Here is a 21,748-nt window from a genome sequence, read left to right on the forward strand (position 1 = left end):
CGCGGGGTCCGCGCTGATGTCGGAGGCGACGCATACCGTTGTGGGCATGGACCGAACGCACGAAGCGGATGCCGCGTCGCCGCAGGGCACGACCCCGCCATGGACGCGGGTGATCGGCGTCTTCGATCTGGAGACCACGGGTGTGGATGTGGCCGAGGATCGTATCGTCAGCGCCCACGTCGGGCTGCTCGATGCGAACGGCTCCGTGATCCTGGCGCGGAACTGGCTCGCCGACCCCGGCGTGGACATCCCCGCCGCCGCGACCGCCGTGCACGGCATCTCGACCGAGCACGCGCGCGAGGTCGGCGCGCCGGCGTGCGACGTGGTCGAGCAGGTCACCGACACGCTGCGCTCCCTGCTGGATGCCGGGATCCCCATCGTCGCGTACAACGCCGCGTTCGACTTCTCGCTGCTGGCCTCCGAGGCGCTCCGGCACGGCGTCACGCCGCTGCGCAGTCCCGCACCCGTGATCGACCCGCTCATCATCGACAAGGCCTACGACAGGTATCGGCGCGGAAAGCGCACGCTCGCCGTGGTCGCCGCGCATTACGCGGTCCGGTTGGACGACGCTCACGAGGCCGCCGCCGACGCCGTCGCGGCCGGGCGGATCGCGCAGGCACTCGCTGCCCGCTTCGCCGGGCTGCTGCCGGCGCGGGCCGAAGAGCTGCACACGGCTCAGATCGCGTGGGCGCGCTCCCAGGCGGCGAGTCTGACCGACTACTTCATCCGCATCGGTCGGCTCGACCCGGACGACCGGGTGGACGGGCGCTGGCCGGTGCGCTGACGTCGCACGCGAAAGGCCCCGCCGAGGCGGGGCCTTTCGCGTGCGGTCTGCCGACTAGTTGCCGGAACCGCCGAAGTTCTTGAAGCGCTGGTTGAACTTCTCGACGCGACCGGCCGAGTCCATGATGCGCTGCTTGCCCGTGTAGAACGGGTGCGATGCCGACGAGATCTCGACGTCGATGACCGGGTACTCGACGCCGTCGAGCTCGATCTTCTTGTCGGAGGTGACCGTCGAACGGGTCAGGAACGTCTCGCCCGAGCCGAGGTCGCGGAACACGACGGCCTGGTAGTCGGGGTGGATGTCAGTCTTCATGCGGAGTCCTTGAGGATGTTGCGTTCCTTCGACGTGCGCAGGAACCGAGGAAAGTCTGCGGTGCGAGTGCACCAAGGACCGATTCTATCAGGCTCCGGGCGCCGAGACGGAATCGGGCTCTCCGGCGGCGCGTGCGGCGTACCTGCCGCCGTCGACGGTGAGGGCGATCGGGATGCCGAACGCCTCGGTGAGCGTTTCGGCGGTGAGGGTCTCCTGCAGTGGGCCGGCGGCGACCGCGCGCCCTTCGCGCAGCAGCAGGACGTGCGTGAATCCGATCGGGATCTCCTCGACATGGTGCGTGACCATGACCATGGCCGGCGTCGTCGGGGCCTGCGCGTACCCGCTGAGCAGGGTCAGCAGCTCCTCGCGCGCACCCAGGTCCAGGCTGGCGGCCGGCTCGTCGAGAAGCAGCAGCTCGGGGTCGGTCATGATGGCGCGGGCGATCTGCACCCGCTTCTGCTCGCCGTCGGAGAGGGTGCCGAACGTGCGATCGGCCAGACCGTCCAGCCGCCACTCGGCAAGAACGCGCAGGGCCCGGCGTTCGTCGATGTCCTCGTACGCCTCGTTCCACCGACCGAGCACGGAGTACGCGGCGGTGAGCACGACGTTCAGGACCGTCTCTTCGGCCGGGAGGCGCTTGGCCATCGCGGTGGAAGCGAATCCGATGCGGGGGCGCAGCTCGAACACGTCGGTGCGGCCGAGCTGCTCGCCGAGGATCCGCACCCGACCGGAGGTGGGATGCAGCAGCGTGTCCGCCAGCTGCAGCAGGGTCGTCTTGCCTGCGCCGTTGGGTCCGAGGATCACCCACCGCTGGTCGTCTTCGACGGACCAGTCCAGGTGGTCCACGATGTCCCGGGAGCTTCGGCGTACGACGACATCGGAGAACTCGAGCACCTGCGGCATGCCCTTAGCCTATCGGCGGTTGCCGCTGACCTCCGCGTAGAGCGCGGTCGTGGCATCGGCGATCGATGCCCAGCTGAAATCGTTCGCCGCCCGCTCGCGCCCGGCGGCGCCGTAGGCGGCCGCACGCTGCGGATCCGAGACGACTTCGGTCAGCACGCGCGCCAGGTCATCGACGTACTGGTCGGGGTGCAGCGGGGTTCCGGTCCCGTCCTGGACCTGCTCGATCGGCACCAGCCGACCCGTGACACCGTCGCGGACGACCTCGGGGATGCCGCCGGTCGCCGTTCCGACCACGGCCGCACCGCACGCCATCGCCTCCAGGTTCACGATCCCGAGCGGCTCGTAGATCGACGGGCACACGAACGTGGTGGCCGCGGTGAGCACCGCGCACAGCTCGTGCCGCGGCAGCAGACGGTCGATCCAGACCACCCCGCTCCTGCTCTCCTGCAGTCCGCGGACGAGCTCCTGGACCTCTGCCATGATCTGCGGCGTGTCGGGCGCACCCGCGCACAGCACCAGCTGCACCTCCGGCGGCAGCTGCTCGGCGGCGCGCAGAAGGTATGGCAGCCCCTTCTGCCGGGTGATCCGTCCCACGAACACGACGGACGGCTTGGCCGGATCGATCCCGAGCTCGGCCAGCAGAGTGGGGTCCTGGACCGGATGCCAGGCATCGACGTCGATCCCGTTGTAGATCACCCGGACTTTGGCGGGATTGAGCGTGGGATAGCTGCGCAGGATGTCGTTGCGCATGCCGTCGCTAACCGCGACGATCGCCGCGGCGCCCTCGTATGCCGTCTTCTCGATGTAGCTGGACACCGCGTAGCCGCCGCCGAGCTGCTCGGCCTTCCACGGGCGCAGCGGCTCCAGGCTGTGCGCCGTGACGATGTGCGGGATGCCGTGCAGCAGTGCGGCGAGATGGCCGGCGAAGTTGGCGTACCAGGTGTGGCTGTGCACGACGTCGGCGCCGGCGACATCCGTGACGATCTCCAGATCGGTGCCGAGCGTCTGGATCGCGCCGTTCGCGGTGGACAGTTCCGCGGGCACACCGTACGAGGTGGTTCCCTCTTCGTGACGGGGGGCGCCGAACGCGCGCACCTGCACGTCGATGCGCTCGCGCAGCGCCTTCACGAGCTCGGTGACGTGCACCCCCGCCCCGCCGTAGACCTCTGGCGGATACTCCCTGGTGATGATGTCGACTCGCATGTCAACACGCTAGTACGCGGGCGGAAGAGCGGCATAGGGTGGTGCCATGCATGCAGCGCCCAAGGTTTTCGGGATCATCCTCGCGGGCGGCGAGGGAAAGCGCCTGATGCCCCTCACCGCGGACCGCGCCAAGCCCGCCGTGCCCTTCGGCGGGCAGTATCGGCTCATCGATTTCGCGATATCGAACCTGATCAACTCCGGTCTGGGGCAGCTCGTCGTGCTCACCCAGTACAAGTCGCACAGCCTCGACCGGCACATCTCCCAGACCTGGCGGATGTCGCCGCTGCTGGATTCCTACGTCACCTCGGTGCCGGCCCAGCAGCGCCTGGGCAAGCGGTGGTTCTCCGGCTCGGCCGACGCCATCCTGCAGAGCCTGAACCTGATCAACGACGAGAGGCCCGACATCGTGGTCGTGATCGGCGCCGATCACGTCTACCGCATGGACTTCCGCCAGATGCTCGATTCGCACATCGCATCGGGTGCGCGGGCCACCGTCGCCGGCATCCGCCAGCCCCTGTCGATGGCCGACCAGTTCGGTGTGATCGATGTCGAGCCGTCCGACCCGACGAAGATCCGGCAATTCCTGGAGAAGCCGCAGGACGCCACGGGACTGGCCGACGCGCCCAACGAGGTCCTCGCCTCGATGGGCAACTACATCTTCGACACCGACGCGCTGATCGAGGCAGTCGAGGCCGACGGCGAGGTGCCGACCTCCAATCACGACATGGGCGGCGACATCATCCCCTACTTCGTCGCGCGCGGCGAGTCGGGCGTGTACGACATGAAACTGAACGACGTGCCCGGCTCCACCGATCGGGATCGGGACTACTGGCGTGACGTGGGGACCATCGAGTCGTTCTTCGACGCACACATGGATCTCATCTCGACGCTGCCGATCTTCAACCTGTACAACACGCAGTGGCCGATTCACTCGCAGACCGTCAACTCGCCGCCGGCGAAGTTCGTCCGCGACTCGGTGGGCCGCATCGGCAACGCGATCGACTCGATCGTCTCACTGGGCTCTGTGCTGTCCGGCACGCATCTGGAACGCAGTGTCGTGGGCCCGTGGACGCTCGCCGCCGGCGGCTCGACGATCACCGACTCCGTCCTGTTCGACCACGTCCGCGTGGGTCAGGGCGCCCGCATCCACCGCGCGATCCTGGACAAGAACGTGGTGCTGGCCGACGGTGCGACGGTGGGGGTGGACCGGGAGCGCGATGCCCATCGGGGCTTCACGATCACCGACACCGGCATCACCGTGGTCGGCAAGGGCATCCACGTCGACGCCTAGCCCGGTGGCGGGCGTCGGCATTCCGCGGCGCTAGCGTGGAGGGATGCCTGCGCCGAAGACCCGCTTCCTGCTCGTGCTCGACGCCGACTCGACGCTCATCCGCAACGAGGTGATCGAACTCCTCGCCGACGAGGCGGGCCGCGGCGCCGAGGTCGCCGCGGCCACCGAAGCGGCCATGCGCGGAGATGTCGATTTCGCCTCCAGCCTCCGCTCGCGCGTGCGCGCACTGGCCGGCGTTCCGGTCACCGCGTTCGCTCACGTGCGGGCGCGGATCCAGCCGACGCCGGGCGTACGTGAGCTGATCGCCGCAGCGCACCAGCGCGGCGGCCGGGTCGGTGTGGTCTCCGGCGGCTTCCACGAGATCCTCGACACGGTCGCGCCCGCTCTCGGCGTGGACGTCTGGCGGGCCAATCGCCTGAGTGTGGTGGATGGCGGGCTGTCCGGATTCGTGGACGGCGAGATCGTGGATGCCGAGGCCAAGGCCGCCGCGCTGCGCGAGTGGGCGGCGGAAGCGGGCATCCCTTTGACACGGACGATCGCCATCGGCGACGGCGCCAACGACCTGCGCATGATGGCCGCGGCGGGGCTCGGACTGGCCTTCAACGCCAAGCCGGCCGTCCGTGCGCAGGCGGATCTGGTCATCGAGCGCGTGGACCTGCGAGAAGTGATCCCCGTCCTGCCGTGACGCCCAGCACGATGTCGGCGGCGCTGGTTAGCATCCCTGCATGCACATCATCCTGGTTCCCGGTCTGTGGCTCGATGCATCCTCGTGGGACGAGGTGACTCCCGCGCTCGAGCAGGCCGGCCATAGGGTGCACCCGCTGACCATGCCCGGCGTCGGAGAACCCGCAGAGCAGTCGTCCGAGATCGGCATCGCGGACTGGATCTCGGCCGTCGTGGCCGAGATCGACCGCGCACCCGGCAAGGTGATGCTGGTCGGGCACAGCGGCGGCGGCAACGTCGTGTACGGCGCCGCCGATGCCCGCCCGGAGAAGGTGACGCGGATCGTCTACGTGGACACCTTCCCACCCGGGGAGGGAAGCTCCATCTGGGATTTCCCGGTGGTGGCGGGAGTGGTGCCGTTTCCGGGCTGGGACACCTTCGAGCAGGCCGAGGTGGCCGACCTGGACGCACGCGTGCGCGCGTCGCTCGCTGAGCGGATGCTGTCGGTCCCCGCGCGGGTCCCCAGCGACCCGCTGTCGCTGCGCGACGAACGCCGTCGGCGAGTGCCGACGACCATGCTGACCGGCGCGATGACGGAGGAGGAGATCCGCGGCTACATGGCAGCGGGACCCGCCTGGGCAGCCGAGCTGACCGCGCTGGACGAACTGGAGATCATCGAACTGGGTTCGGGGCACTGGCCGCAGTTCTCGATGCCGGACCGTCTGGCTGCGGCCATTCTCACCGCGGTGCCGGACGCGGGGCCCTGACCTCTCGCCCTCAGTGGCCCATGCCCAGTCCGCCGTCGACCGGGATGACCGCGCCGGAGATGTACGCCGCGTCGTCGGAGGCGATCCAGGTCACCACCCCGGCGACCTCGTCGGGGGTGGCGAACCGACCGGCGGGGATGCTGCGCTTGTACTCGGCCTGGGTCTCATCGGGCAGCGATGCCGTCATGTCGGTCTCGATGAAGCCCGGTGCCACGACATTGGCGGTGATCCCGCGGCTGCCCAGTTCCCTGGTCAGGGAGCGGGCGAAGCCGACCAGCGCGCTCTTGGAGGCGGCGTAGTTGATCTGGCCCGCCGACCCGTACAGCCCCACCACGCTGGAGATGAGGATGACGCGCCCCCACTTGGCGCGCAGCATCCCCTTGGACGCCCGCTTGACGACACGGAAGGCTCCGCCCAGGTTCGTGGCGATGACGCTGTCGAAGTCCTCCTCGGTCATGCGCAGCAGGAGGGTGTCCTTGGTGATCCCCGCGTTCGCGACGACGATCTCCACCGGCCCGAGCTGCGCCTCGATCTGGGTGAACGCGGCGTCGACGGCGGCGGCATCGGTCACGTCCGCACGGACCGTGAGGGTGCCCATCGGACCGTCACCGGAGCGCGCCGTGACAGCGACCCGATAGCCCTCCGCGACGAAGCGCTCGGCGATGGCGCGGCCGATGCCGCGATTGCCTCCTGTGACAAGAACGACGCGATCGGACATGCAAGCTCTCCCGGGGGCTGGACGCGATGGACTCGGCCAGCCTAGCCGTGCCCTGATCGACCGCCGCGCCTCCCATCCCGGCGTATTCTTGGAGGACCGTGAAGAGTTCGTCGAGGCCCCAATCTGCGACGTCGCTGCCGCGCGCACCGCGCGACGACGAGTCTCGGCGTTCGTCCCGGTATCTGGTGCTGATGGGCATCCGCATCGCCTGCTTCATCCTGATGGTCGTGATCACGCCGTACGGCTGGTACACGTGGGTCCTCGGTGGCGCGGCGATCGTCCTGCCCTACATCGCGGTGGTGCTCGCCAACGTCGGCGCGAACGTGCGCCGAACCGGGGCGGAGAACCCGGAACGTGCGCTGCCGGCCACCCCATCGGCTCCCTTCATCCCCGGCCAGGATGCACCCGTCCTGCGCATCGAGGAGACCCGCGCGGTGGAGCGCCCCCGGGACAGCTCGGACGGCCAGGCGTGAGCGGCCCGCCGGAGCCGCGCGCCGACGTGCCCGCCTCGGACTGCTCACGCGCCGGATGCCGCGCCGCCGCCCGCTGGCGGGTGGAATGGCGCAACCCGAAGATCCACGCGATCGATCGTCGAAAGGTGTGGGTGGCGTGCGACGAGCACCGCGACTATCTGCGGGACTACCTGGCCGCGCGCGAGTTCCCGGTCCAGGTTCGACCGCTGGACCCGGCGGACGCGGGAGGTCCGCGGTGAGCCGGGCAACCGCGCCCGCCGCGGTCAGGTGGACCGCATACGTCGCCGTCGCGATCGTCTTCGCGCTGGCGTGCGCCTTCCTGGCGAACTGGCAGTTCACACGCAACGCCGACCGTGCGCAGCAGCTGGCGCTGGTCGAGCAGAACTACGACGACGCCCCGGTGCCCCTCGCCGAGATCATCCCGCCGGGTGGGGAGCTGCAGGCGCCGGACGAATGGCGACCGGTGCTGCTGGAGGGCCGGTACGCCGTCGAGGATCAGCTGCTGGTCCGCAACCGGCCGCACGGCGGCACCGCCGCGTTCGAGGTGCTGGTGCCGTTCCGTCTGACCGACGGACGGGTGCTCCTCGTGAACCGCGGCTGGGTACGCCCCGGCGAGACCCAGCCACTCCCCGATGAGATTCCGGCGGCGCCCGAGGGCGAGGTCACGGTCATCGTCCGAATGCGGCCCGCCGAGCAGCTGCCCACGTCCGGACGCTCCGCCCCGGAGGGGCAGCTGCCCACCATCCATCCCCCCGCCGCGGCCGAGATCATCGACCCCGCGGTCGGCGAGGACCTCGAGCTGAGCGCCTACGGAGTGCTCGAGTCGGAGGATCCGGCACCGGCGACGCGGCCCACCCCGCTGGAAGTACCCTCCGAGGACCCCGGACCGCATCTGTCATACGCGATCCAGTGGATCCTGTTCGCCGTGATGGGCTTCGTGTTCATCGGCTACATCATCCGCACCGAGCGGCACTACCGGCGTGAGGATGCCGAGGAGCGCCGACCTCGCGATCGGGACATGCAGGACGAGGATTCGATCCTGGACGCGGCAGAGGTCACGCCAGTGAGATGAGCTCCTGGTAGTCCCTGTTCCACAGGTCCTCGACACCGTCCGGCAGGATCAGGACCCGCTCCGGGTTGAGTGCCTCAACCGCGCCCTCGTCGTGCGAGACGAGGACCACGGCGCCCTCGTAGTGCGCGAGCGCTCCCAGGATCTCTTCGCGTGAAGCGGGATCGAGGTTGTTGGTCGGCTCATCCAGCAGCAGCATGTTGGCGCTGGAGACGACCAGGGTCGCCAGCGACAGCCGGGTCTTCTCGCCGCCGGAGAGCACGCCGGCGGGCTTGAGCACGTCATCGCCGGTGAACAGGAAGGAACCGAGCACCTTGCGCGCCTCGGTCGCCGAGATGTCCGGAGCGGCCGACATCATGTTCTCCAGGACGGAGCGGGACACGTCCAGATTCTCGTGCTCCTGCGCGTAATAGCCGATCTTCAGCCCGTGGCCGGGCTCGAGCTGTCCGGTGTCCGGTTTGTCGACGCCGGCGAGGATGCGCAGCAGCGTGGTCTTTCCCGCACCGTTCAAACCCAGCACGACCACCTTCGAACCGCGGTCGATCGCGAGGTCGACGTCGGTGAAGATCTCCAGGGATCCGTACGATTTCGACAGCCCGGATGCCATCAGCGGCGTCTTCCCGCAGGCCGCAGGCTTGGGGAAGCGGAGCTTGGCGACACGCTCGACCTGGCGCACCTCGTCCAGGCCGGAGAGCATCTTCTCCGCGCGCGCGACCATCTGGTGAGCGGCGGCGGCCTTCGATGCCTTCGCGCCGAACCGCGCCGCCTGCAACTGCAGCTGCGTCGCCTTCTTCTCGACGTTGACGCGCTCCTTCTTGCGACGTTCCTCGTCGGCGACGCGCTGGCGCAGGTAGTTCTTCCAGTTCATGTTGTAGACGTCGATGACCTGGCGGTTGGCGTCCAGGTAGAACACCCGGTTCACCGTCTCGCCGACGAGCTCCACGTCGTGACTGATCACGATCAGCCCGCCCTTGTAGTTCTTCAGGAAATCGCGCAGCCACACGACGCTGTCGGCGTCCAGGTGGTTCGTCGGCTCGTCCAGGATCATCGAGTCCGCGTCGGAGAACAGGATGCGGGCCAGCTCGATCCGGCGTCGCTGCCCGCCCGACAGCGTGCCCAGCGGCTGCTCCAGGATGCGGTCCGGAAGGGAGAGGTTGTGCGCGATGGATGCCGCTTCGGCTTCGGCCGTGTATCCACCCAGCGCCTCGAACCTCTCGGTGAGGCTGCTGTAGCGCTTCATCGCCTTGGCGGACACGTCCGCGTTCTCGTCCCCCATCAGAAGCGACGCCTCGTGCATGCCGAGGGCGATCGTGCCGAGCCCGCGCGCATCGAGGATGCGGGTTCGGGCGAGCATCTCCGGGTCACCGGTGCGGGGATCCTGCGACAGGTACCCCAGCTCACCGGACCGGTCCACGCGTCCGGCCGCGGGCAGCAGATCGCCGGCCAGCACCTTGGTGAGGGTCGTCTTGCCTGCGCCGTTGCGGCCGACAAGGCCGACCTTGTCGCCGTTGCTGACGCGGAAGGAGACGCCCGCCATCAGCACGCGGGCTCCCACGCGGATTTCGAGGTCGTGCACGGCGAGCACAGCAGACGTCCGTTTCTTTTCGGAGAGGAGAGGGCGGCCGAACGGCCAGCCTCCTATCCTACCGCCTGCGCGGGACTCCCCCGGCGAGAACTCCGATCCGGTGTGCAGGGATCGCACTCGCCGGCACCTCGCGACGCCTGTTCGCGCTGACCTCCGGGCTGCATCGTGGGTTCGTCGTTGCCGCCGGAAGCGTCAGCTGAAGGCAAGCCCCGGCCGATCGGCCGGGGCTTGCCTGTTCTCGAGCCGATCAGCCCTTCGCGGTGGTCGTCGCGGCGGCGAGCTGCTCGACCATCTGGGGAAGAATCCACGGCAGGGTCAGCGCGGTCGGCGAGATCGCCGCGACGTTCTCCTCGCCGACGATCGCCCCGACCGCACCGGCCGCGACGGCCGGGATCAGTGTGGTGCGCGCCGAGGTGAGGAACGTGTTCAGCGCGTCCTCGCTGTCCACCTGCGTGAAGATCACCTCGGCGTCGATCTGGTCCAGGTTCTCCGCGCTCACCGTCGTGTAGAACGTCGACTCCCCCTCGTCCAGGGCGGTGACGGACTCGGCGGTGACGAAGCCGAGGTCTTCGAGGATCTCCACCCGCGGGTCCGCGGGGAGGTAGAGGTAGAACGTGTCGACATCGTCGGAGGCGTACGCGATGGTCGTCCCGTCGAATTCCGGGTGCTCGGCCGCGGCATCCGCGACCTGCTCGTCCAGGTCGGCCAGCAGCTGATCGGCCTCAGCCTGCAGCCCCAGCGCTGTCCCGGTGTCCGCGATCACATCGCGCCACGGGGTGGACCACAGTGCGTCCTCGGGAGCGACGACCGGAACACCGGCTCCGGTGACCGCGTCGTACTCCTCCTGCGTCAGTCCTGAGTACGAGGCGATCAGGACATCGGGCTCGGTCGCCAGCAGCTCCTCGACCGACAGCTCGTAGGTCGCGTTGTCGAGGATGACGGGCTCCTCGCCGCCGAGGTCCGCGATGGCCTCTTCCACCCACGGCGTGATGCGGTTCTCGCCTCCGCCGTAGTCCATCGACGCGATCGCGACCGGAACGATGCCCAGTGCGAGCACGGCGTCGGTCGCGCCCCAGCCCCAGGTGGCAACGCGTTCCGGGGCGGATTCGATGACCGTCTCTCCGTAGATGTGCTCGAACGTCACCGGGAAGCCGGCCGACGAGCCGGCACCGCTGGATTCGGTCGACGCCGGTTCGGCGGTGCCGGCGGTGCCGGCGCAGCCGGTGAGGAGGAGGCCTCCGGCAACCGTGAGCGTGACGAGCGCGCGCAGGCGGGTGTGGGATCGGGACATGCGGGATCTTCCTTTCGGTCGCGTCACGCCTGGTCCGCGGGGGCGTGAGCGCCGCCGGGGACCGGGATGACGAGGGGGGTTGAGGTGAGCGGGTCGGGGATGACGAGGGCGTCCAGGTCGAAGGCCCGCGCAACGACCTCGCGAGTGAGGACATCGGCGGGAGCGCCGTGCGCAACGACGCGTCCGTCGGACATGACGACGAGGTCATCGGCGTAGCGCGCCGCGAGATTCAGCTCGTGCAGCACGACGACGATCGTCGTGCCATCGGTGCGGTTGAGGGTGCGCAGCAGATCGAGGACCTCGATCTGGTGGCTGAGGTCCAGGAATGTGGTGGGCTCGTCCAGCAGGAGGATCCGCGGCTCCTGCGCGAGGGCCATGGCGATCCACACGCGCTGACGTTGACCGCCGGACAAGTCGCCGACGGGCCGCTCGGCCAGCGCGGTCACGCCGGTCTTGGCCATGGCGTCGTCCACGCGCGCGGTGTCGGCAGCGCTCCATCGCTGGAACACCCCGCGGTGCGGATGCCGACCGCGCGAGACGAGCTCGGCGACGGTGAGCCCGTCGGGTGCGGTGGGATGCTGGGGCAGGAGGCCGACGCTGCGGGCGAAGCTACGGCGGGGCAGCGTCGTGATGTCGGTGCCGTCCAGCTCGACGCGGCCCGCGAGGGGCGCATTGACCCGGGCCAGCACGCTCAGCAGCGTCGACTTCCCGCATGCGTTGGCGCCGATGATCATGGTCATCCGTCCGGGGGCGAAGTCGAGGTCTAGGCCCTCGATCACCCGGCGGCCCGGATAGCCGGCGGCCAGGCCGCGTACGCTCAGGCGAGGTGGATCTGCGGGAGTCACAGCTGTCGTCCTTTCGACGTGGCCAGGAGCCAGAGCAGGAACACCGCGCCGATGGCGCCGGTCACGACGCCCACCGGCACCGACATCCCCGGCAGAGCGAACTGCGCCACGAGGTCTGCCGCGCCGAGCAGTGCGGCGCCGACCGCGGCGCTCGTCCCGATCCCCACGGCGCCGTGACCCAGCAGAGGACGCGCGATCGCCGGTGCGCACAACGCGATGAACGCGATCGGGCCCACGAAGGCGCACGTCACCGAAGTGAGCAGGACGGCCGTCAGCACCGCGGCTGTGCGGACCGTGGCGGTGCGCACGCCGAGCGATGCGGCGGTCGCCGCGCCCATCTGCGTGAGCGGAAGCCAGCGGGCGCATGCGATGACGGCAGGAGTTGCCAGCAGCGCCACGACGAACACGGTGGCGACATTCCACCACGGCGTCGAGGAGAGGCTGCCGGTCAGCCAGATGAGCGCCGACTGGGCGAGCTCGACCTTGGCGCGGACCATCATGTAGTTCATCAGCGCGACGCACAGGAACGCGACGCCCACGCCGGCGAGGATGAGCCGGTAGCCGCCGTCGGCGCGCCGCTGTCCGGCCAGCAGGAGGAAGGCGGCCACGATCAGTCCGCCCCCGAACGCGGCGACCGCCAGCAGCGGGCCGCTGAGCCCCAGGATCAGGATGGCGAACACCGCCGCCGCACCGGCGCCACCGCTGATCCCGAGCAGATCGGGGCTTGCCAGCGGGTTTCGCAGCAGCGATTGAAGCAGCGCGCCGGCCGCTCCGAGTGATGCGCCGACCAGGAGCGCCATCGCGATCCGGGGGGCGCGCACCTGGAACACGACATAGGTCTGCACGCGGTCTCCTCCGCCCCAGAGGGTGCGCCACAGATCGGCGGGGGCGATGTGGTAGTCCCCCACGGAGAGCGATACGACGGTCACGATCAGCACCGTCAGGAGCGCGGCGGACACGACGAGGCCACGACGGCGTCGCACGCGGGCGCGGATCTGAAGGACGGACGCGGTCACAGCGTCACGCTCCGGCGTCGCAGGACGAGTGAGATGAGGACGGGAGCGCCGACGAAGGCGACCACGAGTCCGGCCTGGATCTCGCCGGGCGGGGCGATCACGCGACCCAGGATGTCCGCGGCCAGCAGCACGATCGCGCCGGCGGGCGCGGCGACGGCCAGCAGCCATCGGTAGTCCCCGCCGACGATCGGCCGCAGCGCGTGCGGAACGAGCAGTCCCAGGAACACGATCGGACCGGCGATCGATGTCGCCCCACCGCACAGCAGGACGGTCGCGACGATGCCGAGGAGGCGGGTGCGCGCGACGCTCTGTCCCAGTCCGGTCGCGGTCTCCTCTCCCAAGGCCATCAGGTCCAGTCCGCGCGCGGAGCTGAGCGCGATGATCGCTCCGATCGCGATGGGTGCGGCGACCACGGCGACGGTGTCCAGCCCGCGCACGGTCAGCCCGCCCACCTGCCAGTAGCGGAACACGTCGAAGGCCGTGATGGAGGTGGTGAGGATCAGGGTGCTGACCGCCGTCAGCCCAGCGGTCACGGCGGCGCCGGTCAGGGCGAGCTTGGCCGGACTGGACCCGTCCGGGCCACGTGTTCCGATGAGCGCGACCAGCACCGAGGCGACCGCCGCCCCCGCGAAGGCGAACCATACGAAGCCCGACGGGGCGGTGATCCCCCAGATGGTGATCGCCGCGAGCACCGCGATGGACGCGCCCGCGTTGATGCCGAGCAGGCCGGGGTCGGCGAGGGGATTGCGCGTCAGCCCCTGCATCAGCGTTCCGGCCAGCGCCAGTGCGGCTCCAGCCAGCACCCCGATGACCGTGCGAGGCACCCGCTGATCGAGGATGACGCTGTGGTCGGCGATCGACAGGTCGCGGTGCAGCAAGGCATCCACGACCACGGCGGGTGCGACGGCACGTGCCCCGATCATGAGGCTTGCTGCCACCATGACCAGCAGGAGCACGATCGTGACGAGCAGCGCGATCCGCCCGCGACGCTCGCGGGCGCCGGTCACTCCTGTCGCTCGGATTGACCGAGCCGCCAGTACCCCATGAACGCGACACGTTTGCGGTCGACGCCGCAGCCCTGCACGAGGTGACGGCGCAGCGCCTTGACCATCGCCGCCTCCCCCGCGATCCACGCGTAGAACTCCCCCTCGGAGTCCTCCGGACTGTCCCACAGCAGGTCGCGGTCGACGTCGATGTCAGCCAGTTCCTGTCGTCGCGGTGCCGCCGCCTTGGCCAGCACGTCGCCCGCCGAGGCACTCCATGCGGTGACCGCCTGGGTGACCGCGTCCCCGTGTCCCCGGTCATCGCGCTCGAGCCACGTCACCCGGAATCCGGCGGGAAGGTCCAGCGACTGACGATCGGCCGCAGCGGGCACCTCGATGAACGCGTCCACGTCGTACGACTCGTCGAGGGACTCCAGGATGGAGCAGATCGCCGGCGCCGCCGTCTCGTCACCGGCGAGCATGATGCGGCGGGCGGTGCCGGGGTGCCAGTCCAGTCCGAGGCGGAACCCCTCGCTGCGCTGGTCGGGTCCCACGATCACGACCTGCTGGCCGCGGGCAGCCCGCTCGGCCCATGCGCCGGCGGGGCCGGCATCGTGATGCACGACGAAATCCACCGTCAGTTCGCGCAGACCGGGGTCGATGCGCCGCACCGTGTACGTACGCAATGGTCCGCGGGCGTCACCGGGCAGCTCCCGCCACATCGTGTACCAGTCGCCGGCGTCGATCACAGCCTCGTCGTGCTGGCCGATGTCGCTCAGAGTGCCGTCCGCCAGCGGCAGGATCAGCTTGACGCGCTGGTCCAGGCCCGCGGTGCCGAAGACGCCGAAGTCCGGACCGGTGAACACGACGCGGACGAAGTGCGGCGAAAGCCGGTGCACGTCAGCCACGGTCGCGGCATAGGGGCGGTACGAGGGGCGCGTGCCGACGGCAACGGATGAGCTCACTCAGTTAGGGTAGCCTTACCATTCCTCCAGTGGCAAATCGGTTCCCGTGTCCGTCACGCATTGCGCCCCGCGGGCACGCTCTCGTGGCCGTGTCCGAGCCGGAGACCCGGAACCAGCGCCAGCAGCGCCAGGACCGCGGCGATCGCGAAGACGGCCGGGAAGCCGGCGCCCGTGCCCGCGAGAGCGGTGAAGACCAGACCCATCACGGCGATCGTCACCGCGGCACCCACCGAGTCCGAGATGGACAGAGCGGAGGAGTTGAAGCCCTGGTTCTGCGGCGCGGAGTACGCGAGGGTCAACACCGTCAGCCTCGGGTACATGAGCCCCATGCCGCTGCCGGCCAGCGCCCAGCCGACGATGAGGACCGCCGGAGGCAGGTGCCCCCAGGCGACGGCAGCGGCCACCACGACCGACGTGAACAGCTGCGCGCACCCGATCACCGCGATCCGGGTGTTCCCGATGCGATCGCCGAACCGGCCTTGGACATCCGCCGCGGTCGCCCAGGCCAGGGCCGCCGCCGTGAGCCCGAGACCCGCCCACGTCGGCGAGAAGTCGTATTCGTCGATGAGCAGGTATGGCACGTAGATCTCCGCGCCGAACAGGGCACCGGCGATCAATCCGCGCATGAGGACCACACTGGGCAGTCCGCGGGCGGCGCGCAGCGCACCCCGCGGCAGCAGAGGTCGCGCCGCCGATGCGATGACGATGACGGATGCCGCCACCGCCGCCGCCGACCACGGCCCGAACCCGCCGGCCAGGCTCAGCGCCAGGGCGCCGGCCGCCACCGCCACCGCACACGCCAGGCGCAACCCGATCCGACCAGCCGCCGGCGCGTCGACGCCCAGCGCGATGCCGTGCAGCCGGAGTGCGACCATCGTGAAGGACAGGACGGTCAGCGCGGCGACCCCGAGGAACACCCACCGCCAGTGCAGATACTCCGTCACCGCTCCGGCCAGGAACGGCCCGATCAGCGACGGCACCACCCACGCCGCGGAGAAGGCCGCGAAGACGCGACCGTGCAGCTGCGACGGGTACACGCGCGCCACCACCACGTACAGCGCGACAGTCTGCCCCCCGGCTCCCAGACCCTGGATCAGACGGCCGACCACCAGGATCGGCATGGACGGGGCGAGACCGGCCACCACCAGCCCGAGGACGAACAGCGCCGTCGCCGCATACAGCGGTGCACGGGGACCGAACCTGTCGCTCCAGGCGCCCACCGCGACCATGCCGATGACGCTGGTGGCCAGGGTCCCGGCGAATGCGACGGCGTACAGCGCGTCGCCCTCGAGGTCCGCGCTGACGACGGGCATCACGGTCGTCACGGCCAGAGCCTGCATCGCCGCGAGGAAGATCAGTGCCGAAGCGCCGAGGGTCACCCAGACGTAGCGCGTTCCCCAGATGCTCGACAGCGGCTCGACGGGATCTTTCACGGGGAGACCAGCGCCCCCATCCGTTCGACGGCCTCGCGCAGCACCTCCGGCGAACAGCCGAAGTTGATCCGGACATGCCCGGCGCCCTCCTCGCCGAACAGCGGGCCGAGATGCAGTGCCACCTTCGCCTCCCGTCGGATCCGCACGGCGGGGTTGTCTCCCCAGTCGAACGAGCGCAGATCCACCCAGGCCAGGAATCCGGCGTCGGGGATCCGGTAGCGGGCGCCCGGAAGGTGCTCGGCGAGAAGCTCCGCCAGCAGCCGGCGGTTGGCATCCAGCGCGGCCAGCAGCCCGTCCAGCCATTCGTCGCTCTCTTCGCTGAACGCGGCGACGCCGGCGATGGCGCCGAACAGTCCCGTCCGCCACTCCACCTCATCCGGCAGGGACCGCACCACCGCCGCGGGCTCCTCCCCCGCAGTGACCATCAGGGCGCACTTCAGACCGGCGAGGTTGAACGCCTTGCTCGCGCTGACCACGGCGTATCCGACGCGCGCGGCGGTCGGCGAGGCATCCAGGAACGGCGTGAACACCGCCGGCGCGTACACGAGCGGGGCGTGGATCTCGTCGCTGACCACGCTCGCGCCGTATGCGGAAGCCAGCTCGGCCAGCGCGACGAGGCTCGCGCGGGAGTGCGCGGTGCCCGTCGGGTTGTGCGGGTTGCACAGCAGGACGGCGCGTGCGCCGGCGGCGAGGGATGCCTCGATCCCGACGAGGTCCAGCTCCCAGCCGGTGCCGGTGTCCACGAGCGGCACCCGCTTGACGACGGCACCCGCCTCGGGGACGCATTCGTAGAACGGGGGGTACACCGGCGGAGTCACGATCACCCGGTCACCGGGCGCGGTGACCTGCCGCAGGATCTCGACGACCCCCATCATGACGTCGCACGTGGTGCGCACCTGTGCGGGATCGACGCTCCAGCCGAACCGGCGCTGCGCGAACTGGGCATAGGCGGCGGCGATGCCCGGCTCCGGTGGGGTATATCCGGTGTCACCGAGATCGACGGCCTGCCGCAGCGCCCGCGTGATCGCCGGGGCGGGGGGGAAGTCCGTCTCCGCCACGAAGAGCGGAAGCACCTCGGGCGGATAGCTGCGCCACTTCGTGCTGGAACGGCGGCGCAGCTGGTCGAGGGGAAGGGCCTGGAGGGGGGGAGCGCTCACCCATCGAGCCTAGCGACGCTGCGGGATGCCGCGTTCCCGAGCGTCAGACGGCGACACTCAGATCGCGAAGCCGAGGGCGCGCATCATGTCGCGGCCGTCGTCGGTGATGCGCTCCGGACCCCACGGCGGCATCCACACCCAGTTGATGCGGAACCGTTCGACGACGTCGTCCAGCGCCTGAGCGGTCTGCTCCTCGAGCACGTCGGTGAGCGGGCATCCGGCGCTGGTCAACGTCATATGGATCACCAGGGCGTCGTTCTCGTCGTCCCAGCCCAAGTCGTAGATCAGGCCGAGGTCGACGACGTTGATCCCCAGCTCGGGGTCCATGACGTCCTTGAGGGCCTCTTGGACCTCGTCGTACTTGTCGGGCGCGAGCGTCGCGGTCATGGCAGGATCCTACGCTTCGCCGTCGGTCACGGGCTCGAGTGCGGGGACGAGGAATCGGTCGTAACCTTCGTCCTCGAGACGCTCGGCGAGCTCGGGCCCGCCCTCCTCGACGATCCGCCCGGCGATCATGACGTGCACGAAGTCCGGGTGGATGTAACGCAGAATGCGCGTGTAGTGGGTGATCAGCAGGACGCCCAGGCCGGTCTCCTCCTTGGCACGGTTCACGCCCTCGGAGACGATCTTCAGCGCGTCGACGTCCAGGCCGGAGTCCGTCTCGTCGAGTACCGCGAACTGCGGCTTGAGCAGCTCCAGCTGAAGGATCTCGTGGCGCTTCTTCTCACCACCCGAGAACCCCTCGTTCACGTTGCGCTGCGCGAACTTGGAGTCCATGCGGAGGTTCTTCATCGACTCCTTGACCTGCTTCGTCCACGTCCGGATCGGCGGCGCTTCGCCCTCGATCGCGGTCTTGGCGGTGCGCAGGAAGTTGGTGACGGTCACACCGGGGATCTCGACCGGGTACTGCATGGCCAGGAAGAGGCCTGCGCGGGCGCGCTCGTCCACCGTCATCGCCAGGACGTCCTGGCCGTCGAGGGTGATCGTGCCGGACGTGACCGTGTACTTCGGGTGCCCGGCGATCGTGTACGCGAGCGTCGACTTGCCCGATCCGTTGGGTCCCATGATGGCGTGGGTCTCGCCCTTGCGCAGGACGAGGGTCACCCCGTTCAGGATCGGCGTTATTCCGGCATCCGTCTCGACCGTCACGTGGAGGTCGCGGATCTCGAGGACTGACATGGGGACTTCCTTCACAGCTCTTTGAGGACGGCGGGATCGATGAGCACATCGTCTCCCTCGATCGTCACGGCATACACGGGTACGGGCTCGTACGCGGGGAGGTTGAGGGGCTTTCCGGAGCGGAGCGAGAAGGCCGAGCCGTGCGCCCAGCATTCGATCGTGTCACCGTCGACGAACCCCTCGGCGAGCGAGATGTCGCCGTGCGTGCAGACATCGCCGATCGCGTGGACCTCGTCGTTGGAGTCGCGGACCACCGCGATCGCGACGCCGTCGACCTCCACGCGGATGGCGGAGTCCTGCTCGAGCTCGCTCAGCGCGCAGACACGGGTTGCGCTCACTCGGGCGCTCCTTCCTGGAGTTCCAGTTCGATGGCGGCATGCAGCTCGGTCTCCAGCGCGGGGATGCCGATGCGCTGCACGATGTCGCTGAGGAATCCGATCACGACCAGGCGTCGGGCCTCCTGCTCGCTGATTCCGCGGGACTGCAGGTAGAACAGCTGCTCGTCGTCGAAGCGTCCCGTGGCGCTGGCGTGGCCGGCTCCGCGGATGTCGCCCGTCTCGATCTCGAGGTTCGGGATGGACTCGGCGCGCGCGCCGTCGGTGAGGACCAGGTTGCGGTTCGCCTCGTACGAGTCGGTTCCCACCGCGTCCGGTCCGATCAGCACGTCCCCGATCCAGACGCTGCGGGCGCCGGCACCCTGCAGGGCACCCTTGTAGAGGACATCCCCGCGTGTGTCCCTGCCCTTGTGGAAGAGGTAGACCTGGCTCTCCAGGTGCTGTCCGCTGTCTGAGTACGACAGTCCGTACAGCTGCCCCTGCGAGCCCGGTCCGGCCAGCTCCACGCTCGGGTTGATCCGAACGAGTCCGCCGCCGAAGCTGACCACGATGTGACGCAGGGTCGCGTCGCGGTCCACCCGGGCCTGGTGGGATGCCGCGTGGACGGAGGCATCGGACCACTCCTGCACCGTGATCACCGTCAGGTGTGCACCGTCGCGGACGATGATCTCGACGTTCTCGGCGAAGTGCGCTTCACCGCGGTGACGGAGCAGCACGACACCGCGCGCGTTCGGGGCCGCTTCGATGATGAGGTGGGCGTGCGCCCGCGCGCTGCGGCCATCCGCGCCGTTGCCGGTGATGTCCACGACGACCGGCTCGACCAGTTCGATGTCGGCCGGGATGCGCAGGTGCGTAGCCTCGGTGGCCTGCTGCCAGGCGATCGCGGCCGGGCGGTCCTCGGGGGTGAACACCTCGCCGCGCGGCGAGTCGCCGACGCGCTTGGGCCCGACCTCCACCGCGTCCGCACCGCTGATGGCGAAGCTGACCGCGCCGGTCGTGCCTGCGGCATCCTCCAGCAGCGGCGCGATGCGGTCGATCGGGGTGTGCTTCCAGTTCACCTCGCGGCCGGTGGGCAACTCGAAGTCGGCCGGATCGTAGGAGCGCGCGCGCTCGGAGCGGGTCTGAATCGGAGCCCACGCCCCGTCGGTGTGGCCCTTCGCGCCGGGCACCGAAGTACCCGGCACCGTTGCGGGTGCCTGTGTGGAGGTCGTCATCTAGCCGACACTGCCTTCCATGCCCATCTCGATGAGCTTGTTGAGCTCCATGGCGTACTCCATGGGAAGTTCGCGAGCGATCGGCTCGATGAAGCCGCGGACGATCATGGCCATCGCCTCGTCCTCCGGCATCCCGCGGCTCATCAGGTAGAACAGCTGCTCTTCACTGACCTTCGACACGGTGGCCTCGTGGCCGAGCTGCACGTCGTCGACGCGGATGTCGATGGAGGGGTACGTGTCCGAGCGAGAGATCGTATCGACCAGGAGCGCGTCGCAGCGGACGGTGTTGGCCGAGTGGTGCGCGTTGGCGTCCACCCGCACTTCACCGCGGTATCCGGCTCGGCCGCCGCCGCGCGCGATGGATTTCGACACGATCGATGACTGGGTGTACGGCGCCATGTGGACCATCTTCGCGCCGGCGTCCTGGTGCTGTCCGGGACCCGCGAAGGCGACGGACAGGGTCTCGCCCTTGGCGTGCTCGCCGACCAGGAAGATCGACGGGTACTTCATCGTGACCTTCGAGCCGATATTGCCGTCGATCCATTCCATCGTCGCGCCCTCGTGGGCGATCGCGCGCTTGGTCACCAGGTTGTAGACGTTGTTCGACCAGTTCTGGATCGTCGTGTAGCGCACGCGGGCGTTCTTCTTGACGATGATCTCCACGACGGCGGAGTGCAGTGAATCGCTCTTGTAGATCGGCGCCGTGCAGCCTTCGATGTAGTGCACGTACGATCCCTCGTCGGCGATGATCAGGGTGCGCTCGAACTGGCCCATGTTCTCGGTGTTGATCCGGAAGTAGGCCTGCAGCGGGATCTCCACGTGCACGCCGGGGGGCACGTAGACGAAGGACCCGCCGGACCACACGGACGTGTTCAGCGCAGCGAACTTGTTGTCGCCGGCCGGAATCACCGTGCCGAAGTACTCCTCGAAGAACTCCGGGTGCTCGCGCAGCGCGGTGTCGGTGTCCATGAAGATGACACCCTGCGCCTCGAGCTGCTCGTTGATCTGGTGGTAGACGACCTCGGACTCGTACTGCGCTGCGACGCCGGAGACGAGGCGCTGACGCTCGGCCTCGGGGATGCCGAGACGCTCGTAGGTGTTGCGGATCTCCTCGGGAAGCTCCTCCCAGGAGCCGGCCTGCTTCTCGGTGGAGCGCACGAAGTACTTGATGTTGTCGAAGTCGATCTCGCTCAGATCGGCGCCCCACGTCGGCATGGGCTTGCGCTCGAACAGCGCCAGTCCCTTCAGCCGCGTCTTGAGCATCCACTCGGGCTCGTTCTTGAGAGTCGAGATTCCGCGGACCACGGCTTCGCTCAGACCGCGCTGGGCAGTCGCGCCGGCGGCATCGGCATCGTGCCAGCCGAACTCGTACTGCCCGAGGCTTGCCAGCTCGGGTCGGTCGATCAGGACATCCGACATCGTCACACTCTCCTCCGGGCCGCAACGGTGTCATCCGCCCCGGCATTCCTGCTCCCTCGGTGGAGTACCGACGAGGGATGCCGCTGGTGGGCCCAATCAGTGGCGCCGTCCTGCGCGCCTACACTGTCAGTGATGCAGAGCGC

The 21,748-nt window shown here is 69.3% G+C and carries 24 protein-coding genes; 7 read left to right on the top strand and 17 right to left on the bottom strand.

The window, feature by feature from the left end; genetic code table 11:
- Positions 1–46 precede the first annotated feature (46 nt).
- On the top strand, positions 47–784 hold the full coding sequence (locus QNO12_RS09320) for an exonuclease domain-containing protein (RefSeq protein ID WP_257502526.1): 738 nt from the start codon (positions 47–49) through the stop codon (positions 782–784).
- A gap of 54 nt (positions 785–838) precedes the next feature.
- On the opposite strand, the gene QNO12_RS09325 is transcribed toward QNO12_RS09320, so the two are convergent.
- The 3 genes from QNO12_RS09325 to glgA all read right to left on the bottom strand — a co-directional run bounded on the left by QNO12_RS09325 (position 839) and on the right by glgA (position 3,202).
- The gene (locus QNO12_RS09325; protein WP_257502525.1) at positions 839–1,096 is read right to left on the bottom strand and encodes a type B 50S ribosomal protein L31; all 258 of its coding nucleotides are present in this window, start codon (positions 1,094–1,096) and stop codon (positions 839–841) included.
- Positions 1,097–1,183: 87 nt separating this feature from the next.
- The gene (locus QNO12_RS09330; RefSeq protein ID WP_257502524.1) at positions 1,184–1,999 is read right to left on the bottom strand and encodes an ABC transporter ATP-binding protein; all 816 of its coding nucleotides are present in this window, start codon (positions 1,997–1,999) and stop codon (positions 1,184–1,186) included.
- Positions 2,000–2,008: 9 nt separating this feature from the next.
- A complete protein-coding gene (glgA, locus tag QNO12_RS09335; protein WP_257502523.1) occupies positions 2,009–3,202 on the bottom strand; it encodes a glycogen synthase in 1,194 nt (397 codons plus the stop codon).
- 46 nt (positions 3,203–3,248) lie between these two features.
- On the opposite strand from glgA, the gene QNO12_RS09340 reads away from it, so the two are divergent.
- The 3 genes from QNO12_RS09340 to QNO12_RS09350 are packed head-to-tail and all read left to right on the top strand — an operon-like array spanning position 3,249 to position 5,923.
- Positions 3,249–4,493 (top strand): glucose-1-phosphate adenylyltransferase, encoded by a 1,245-nt coding sequence (locus QNO12_RS09340; RefSeq protein ID WP_257502522.1) that lies wholly within the window; start codon positions 3,249–3,251, stop codon positions 4,491–4,493.
- 43 nt (positions 4,494–4,536) lie between these two features.
- Complete coding sequence (gene serB, locus QNO12_RS09345; protein WP_257502521.1) at positions 4,537–5,178, top strand: phosphoserine phosphatase SerB; 642 nt, start codon at positions 4,537–4,539, stop codon at positions 5,176–5,178.
- 40 nt (positions 5,179–5,218) lie between these two features.
- Complete coding sequence (locus QNO12_RS09350) at positions 5,219–5,923, top strand: alpha/beta fold hydrolase (protein ID WP_257502520.1); 705 nt, start codon at positions 5,219–5,221, stop codon at positions 5,921–5,923.
- Between the two features lie 10 nt (positions 5,924–5,933).
- On the opposite strand, the gene fabG is transcribed toward QNO12_RS09350, so the two are convergent.
- Positions 5,934–6,641 carry a 3-oxoacyl-ACP reductase FabG gene (gene fabG / locus QNO12_RS09355; protein WP_257502519.1) on the bottom strand — a complete coding sequence of 236 codons (708 nt, stop codon included), beginning with the start codon at positions 6,639–6,641 and terminating at the stop codon, positions 5,934–5,936.
- A gap of 185 nt (positions 6,642–6,826) precedes the next feature.
- Here fabG and QNO12_RS09360 point away from each other — a divergent pair, with 185 nt between their 5' ends.
- The 3 genes from QNO12_RS09360 to QNO12_RS09370 are packed head-to-tail and all read left to right on the top strand — an operon-like array spanning position 6,827 to position 8,186.
- A complete protein-coding gene (locus QNO12_RS09360; RefSeq protein ID WP_374761032.1) occupies positions 6,827–7,114 on the top strand; it encodes a DUF3099 domain-containing protein in 288 nt (95 codons plus the stop codon).
- Positions 7,111–7,353, top strand: coding sequence for a hypothetical protein (locus QNO12_RS09365; RefSeq protein ID WP_257502517.1), 243 nt, complete (start codon positions 7,111–7,113; stop codon positions 7,351–7,353). Before QNO12_RS09360 ends, QNO12_RS09365 begins: the two co-directional genes overlap by 4 nt.
- A complete protein-coding gene (locus QNO12_RS09370) occupies positions 7,350–8,186 on the top strand; it encodes an SURF1 family cytochrome oxidase biogenesis protein (RefSeq protein WP_257502516.1) in 837 nt (278 codons plus the stop codon). The genes QNO12_RS09365 and QNO12_RS09370 overlap by 4 nt, the downstream gene beginning before the upstream one ends.
- On the opposite strand, the gene QNO12_RS09375 is transcribed toward QNO12_RS09370, so the two are convergent.
- The 13 genes from QNO12_RS09375 to sufB form a co-directional block, all read right to left on the bottom strand.
- Positions 8,170–9,768, bottom strand: coding sequence for an ABC-F family ATP-binding cassette domain-containing protein (locus tag QNO12_RS09375; RefSeq protein WP_257502515.1), 1,599 nt, complete (start codon positions 9,766–9,768; stop codon positions 8,170–8,172). The two genes, QNO12_RS09370 and QNO12_RS09375, sit on opposite strands and share 17 nt — an antisense overlap.
- A 247-nt stretch (positions 9,769–10,015) precedes the next feature.
- On the bottom strand, positions 10,016–11,059 hold the full coding sequence (locus QNO12_RS09380) for an ABC transporter substrate-binding protein (protein ID WP_257502514.1): 1,044 nt from the start codon (positions 11,057–11,059) through the stop codon (positions 10,016–10,018).
- A 23-nt stretch (positions 11,060–11,082) separates the two neighbouring features.
- A complete protein-coding gene (locus tag QNO12_RS09385) occupies positions 11,083–11,904 on the bottom strand; it encodes an ABC transporter ATP-binding protein (RefSeq protein WP_257502513.1) in 822 nt (273 codons plus the stop codon).
- A complete protein-coding gene (locus QNO12_RS09390) occupies positions 11,901–12,920 on the bottom strand; it encodes a FecCD family ABC transporter permease (protein WP_257502512.1) in 1,020 nt (339 codons plus the stop codon). Before QNO12_RS09390 ends, QNO12_RS09385 begins: the two co-directional genes overlap by 4 nt.
- Complete coding sequence (locus tag QNO12_RS09395; protein WP_257502511.1) at positions 12,917–13,927, bottom strand: FecCD family ABC transporter permease; 1,011 nt, start codon at positions 13,925–13,927, stop codon at positions 12,917–12,919. Before QNO12_RS09395 ends, QNO12_RS09390 begins: the two co-directional genes overlap by 4 nt.
- Positions 13,924–14,868, bottom strand: coding sequence for a siderophore-interacting protein (locus QNO12_RS09400; protein WP_257502510.1), 945 nt, complete (start codon positions 14,866–14,868; stop codon positions 13,924–13,926). The genes QNO12_RS09395 and QNO12_RS09400 overlap by 4 nt, the downstream gene beginning before the upstream one ends.
- 53 nt (positions 14,869–14,921) lie before the next feature.
- The gene (locus QNO12_RS09405; RefSeq protein ID WP_257502509.1) at positions 14,922–16,301 is read right to left on the bottom strand and encodes an MFS transporter; all 1,380 of its coding nucleotides are present in this window, start codon (positions 16,299–16,301) and stop codon (positions 14,922–14,924) included.
- Entirely contained in the window at positions 16,298–17,458 is a 1,161-nt protein-coding gene (locus QNO12_RS09410) for a MalY/PatB family protein (RefSeq protein WP_257502508.1), read from the bottom strand. The genes QNO12_RS09405 and QNO12_RS09410 overlap by 4 nt, the downstream gene beginning before the upstream one ends.
- 57 nt (positions 17,459–17,515) lie before the next feature.
- Positions 17,516–17,845: a metal-sulfur cluster assembly factor gene (locus QNO12_RS09415; protein ID WP_257502507.1), complete on the bottom strand. Its 330-nt coding sequence runs from the start codon at positions 17,843–17,845 to the stop codon at positions 17,516–17,518.
- 9 nt (positions 17,846–17,854) lie between these two features.
- Positions 17,855–18,637, bottom strand: coding sequence for a Fe-S cluster assembly ATPase SufC (sufC, locus tag QNO12_RS09420; protein ID WP_257502506.1), 783 nt, complete (start codon positions 18,635–18,637; stop codon positions 17,855–17,857).
- Positions 18,638–18,648: 11 nt separating this feature from the next.
- Entirely contained in the window at positions 18,649–18,975 is a 327-nt protein-coding gene (locus QNO12_RS09425; protein WP_257502505.1) for a non-heme iron oxygenase ferredoxin subunit, read from the bottom strand.
- The gene (sufD, locus tag QNO12_RS09430) at positions 18,972–20,186 is read right to left on the bottom strand and encodes a Fe-S cluster assembly protein SufD (RefSeq protein ID WP_257502504.1); all 1,215 of its coding nucleotides are present in this window, start codon (positions 20,184–20,186) and stop codon (positions 18,972–18,974) included. The genes QNO12_RS09425 and sufD overlap by 4 nt, the downstream gene beginning before the upstream one ends.
- Positions 20,187–21,605, bottom strand: a complete 1,419-nt coding sequence (gene sufB / locus QNO12_RS09435; protein WP_257502503.1) for a Fe-S cluster assembly protein SufB — start codon at positions 21,603–21,605, stop codon at positions 20,187–20,189. It lies immediately after the preceding gene.
- Positions 21,606–21,748 lie beyond the last annotated feature (143 nt).

It is taken from the genome of Microbacterium sp. zg-B185 (assembly GCF_030246885.1).
GTDB lineage: Bacteria > Actinomycetota > Actinomycetes > Actinomycetales > Microbacteriaceae > Microbacterium.

Excerpts from the sequence above, each read along its gene's own strand:
- QNO12_RS09320 (WP_257502526.1), top strand. The coding sequence starts at position 47 with ATGGACCGAACGCACGAAGCGGATGCCGCGTCGCCGCAGGGCACGACC.
- QNO12_RS09325 (WP_257502525.1), bottom strand. The coding sequence starts at position 1,096 with ATGAAGACTGACATCCACCCCGACTACCAGGCCGTCGTGTTCCGCGAC.
- QNO12_RS09330 (WP_257502524.1), bottom strand. The coding sequence starts at position 1,999 with ATGCCGCAGGTGCTCGAGTTCTCCGATGTCGTCGTACGCCGAAGCTCC.
- glgA (WP_257502523.1), bottom strand. The coding sequence starts at position 3,202 with ATGCGAGTCGACATCATCACCAGGGAGTATCCGCCAGAGGTCTACGGC.
- QNO12_RS09340 (WP_257502522.1), top strand. The coding sequence starts at position 3,249 with ATGCATGCAGCGCCCAAGGTTTTCGGGATCATCCTCGCGGGCGGCGAG.
- serB (WP_257502521.1), top strand. The coding sequence starts at position 4,537 with ATGCCTGCGCCGAAGACCCGCTTCCTGCTCGTGCTCGACGCCGACTCG.
- QNO12_RS09350 (WP_257502520.1), top strand. The coding sequence starts at position 5,219 with ATGCACATCATCCTGGTTCCCGGTCTGTGGCTCGATGCATCCTCGTGG.
- fabG (WP_257502519.1), bottom strand. The coding sequence starts at position 6,641 with ATGTCCGATCGCGTCGTTCTTGTCACAGGAGGCAATCGCGGCATCGGC.
- QNO12_RS09380 (WP_257502514.1), bottom strand. The coding sequence starts at position 11,059 with ATGTCCCGATCCCACACCCGCCTGCGCGCGCTCGTCACGCTCACGGTT.
- QNO12_RS09415 (WP_257502507.1), bottom strand. The coding sequence starts at position 17,845 with ATGACCGCGACGCTCGCGCCCGACAAGTACGACGAGGTCCAAGAGGCC.
- sufC (WP_257502506.1), bottom strand. The coding sequence starts at position 18,637 with ATGTCAGTCCTCGAGATCCGCGACCTCCACGTGACGGTCGAGACGGAT.
- sufD (WP_257502504.1), bottom strand. The coding sequence starts at position 20,186 with ATGACGACCTCCACACAGGCACCCGCAACGGTGCCGGGTACTTCGGTG.
- sufB (WP_257502503.1), bottom strand. The coding sequence starts at position 21,605 with ATGTCGGATGTCCTGATCGACCGACCCGAGCTGGCAAGCCTCGGGCAG.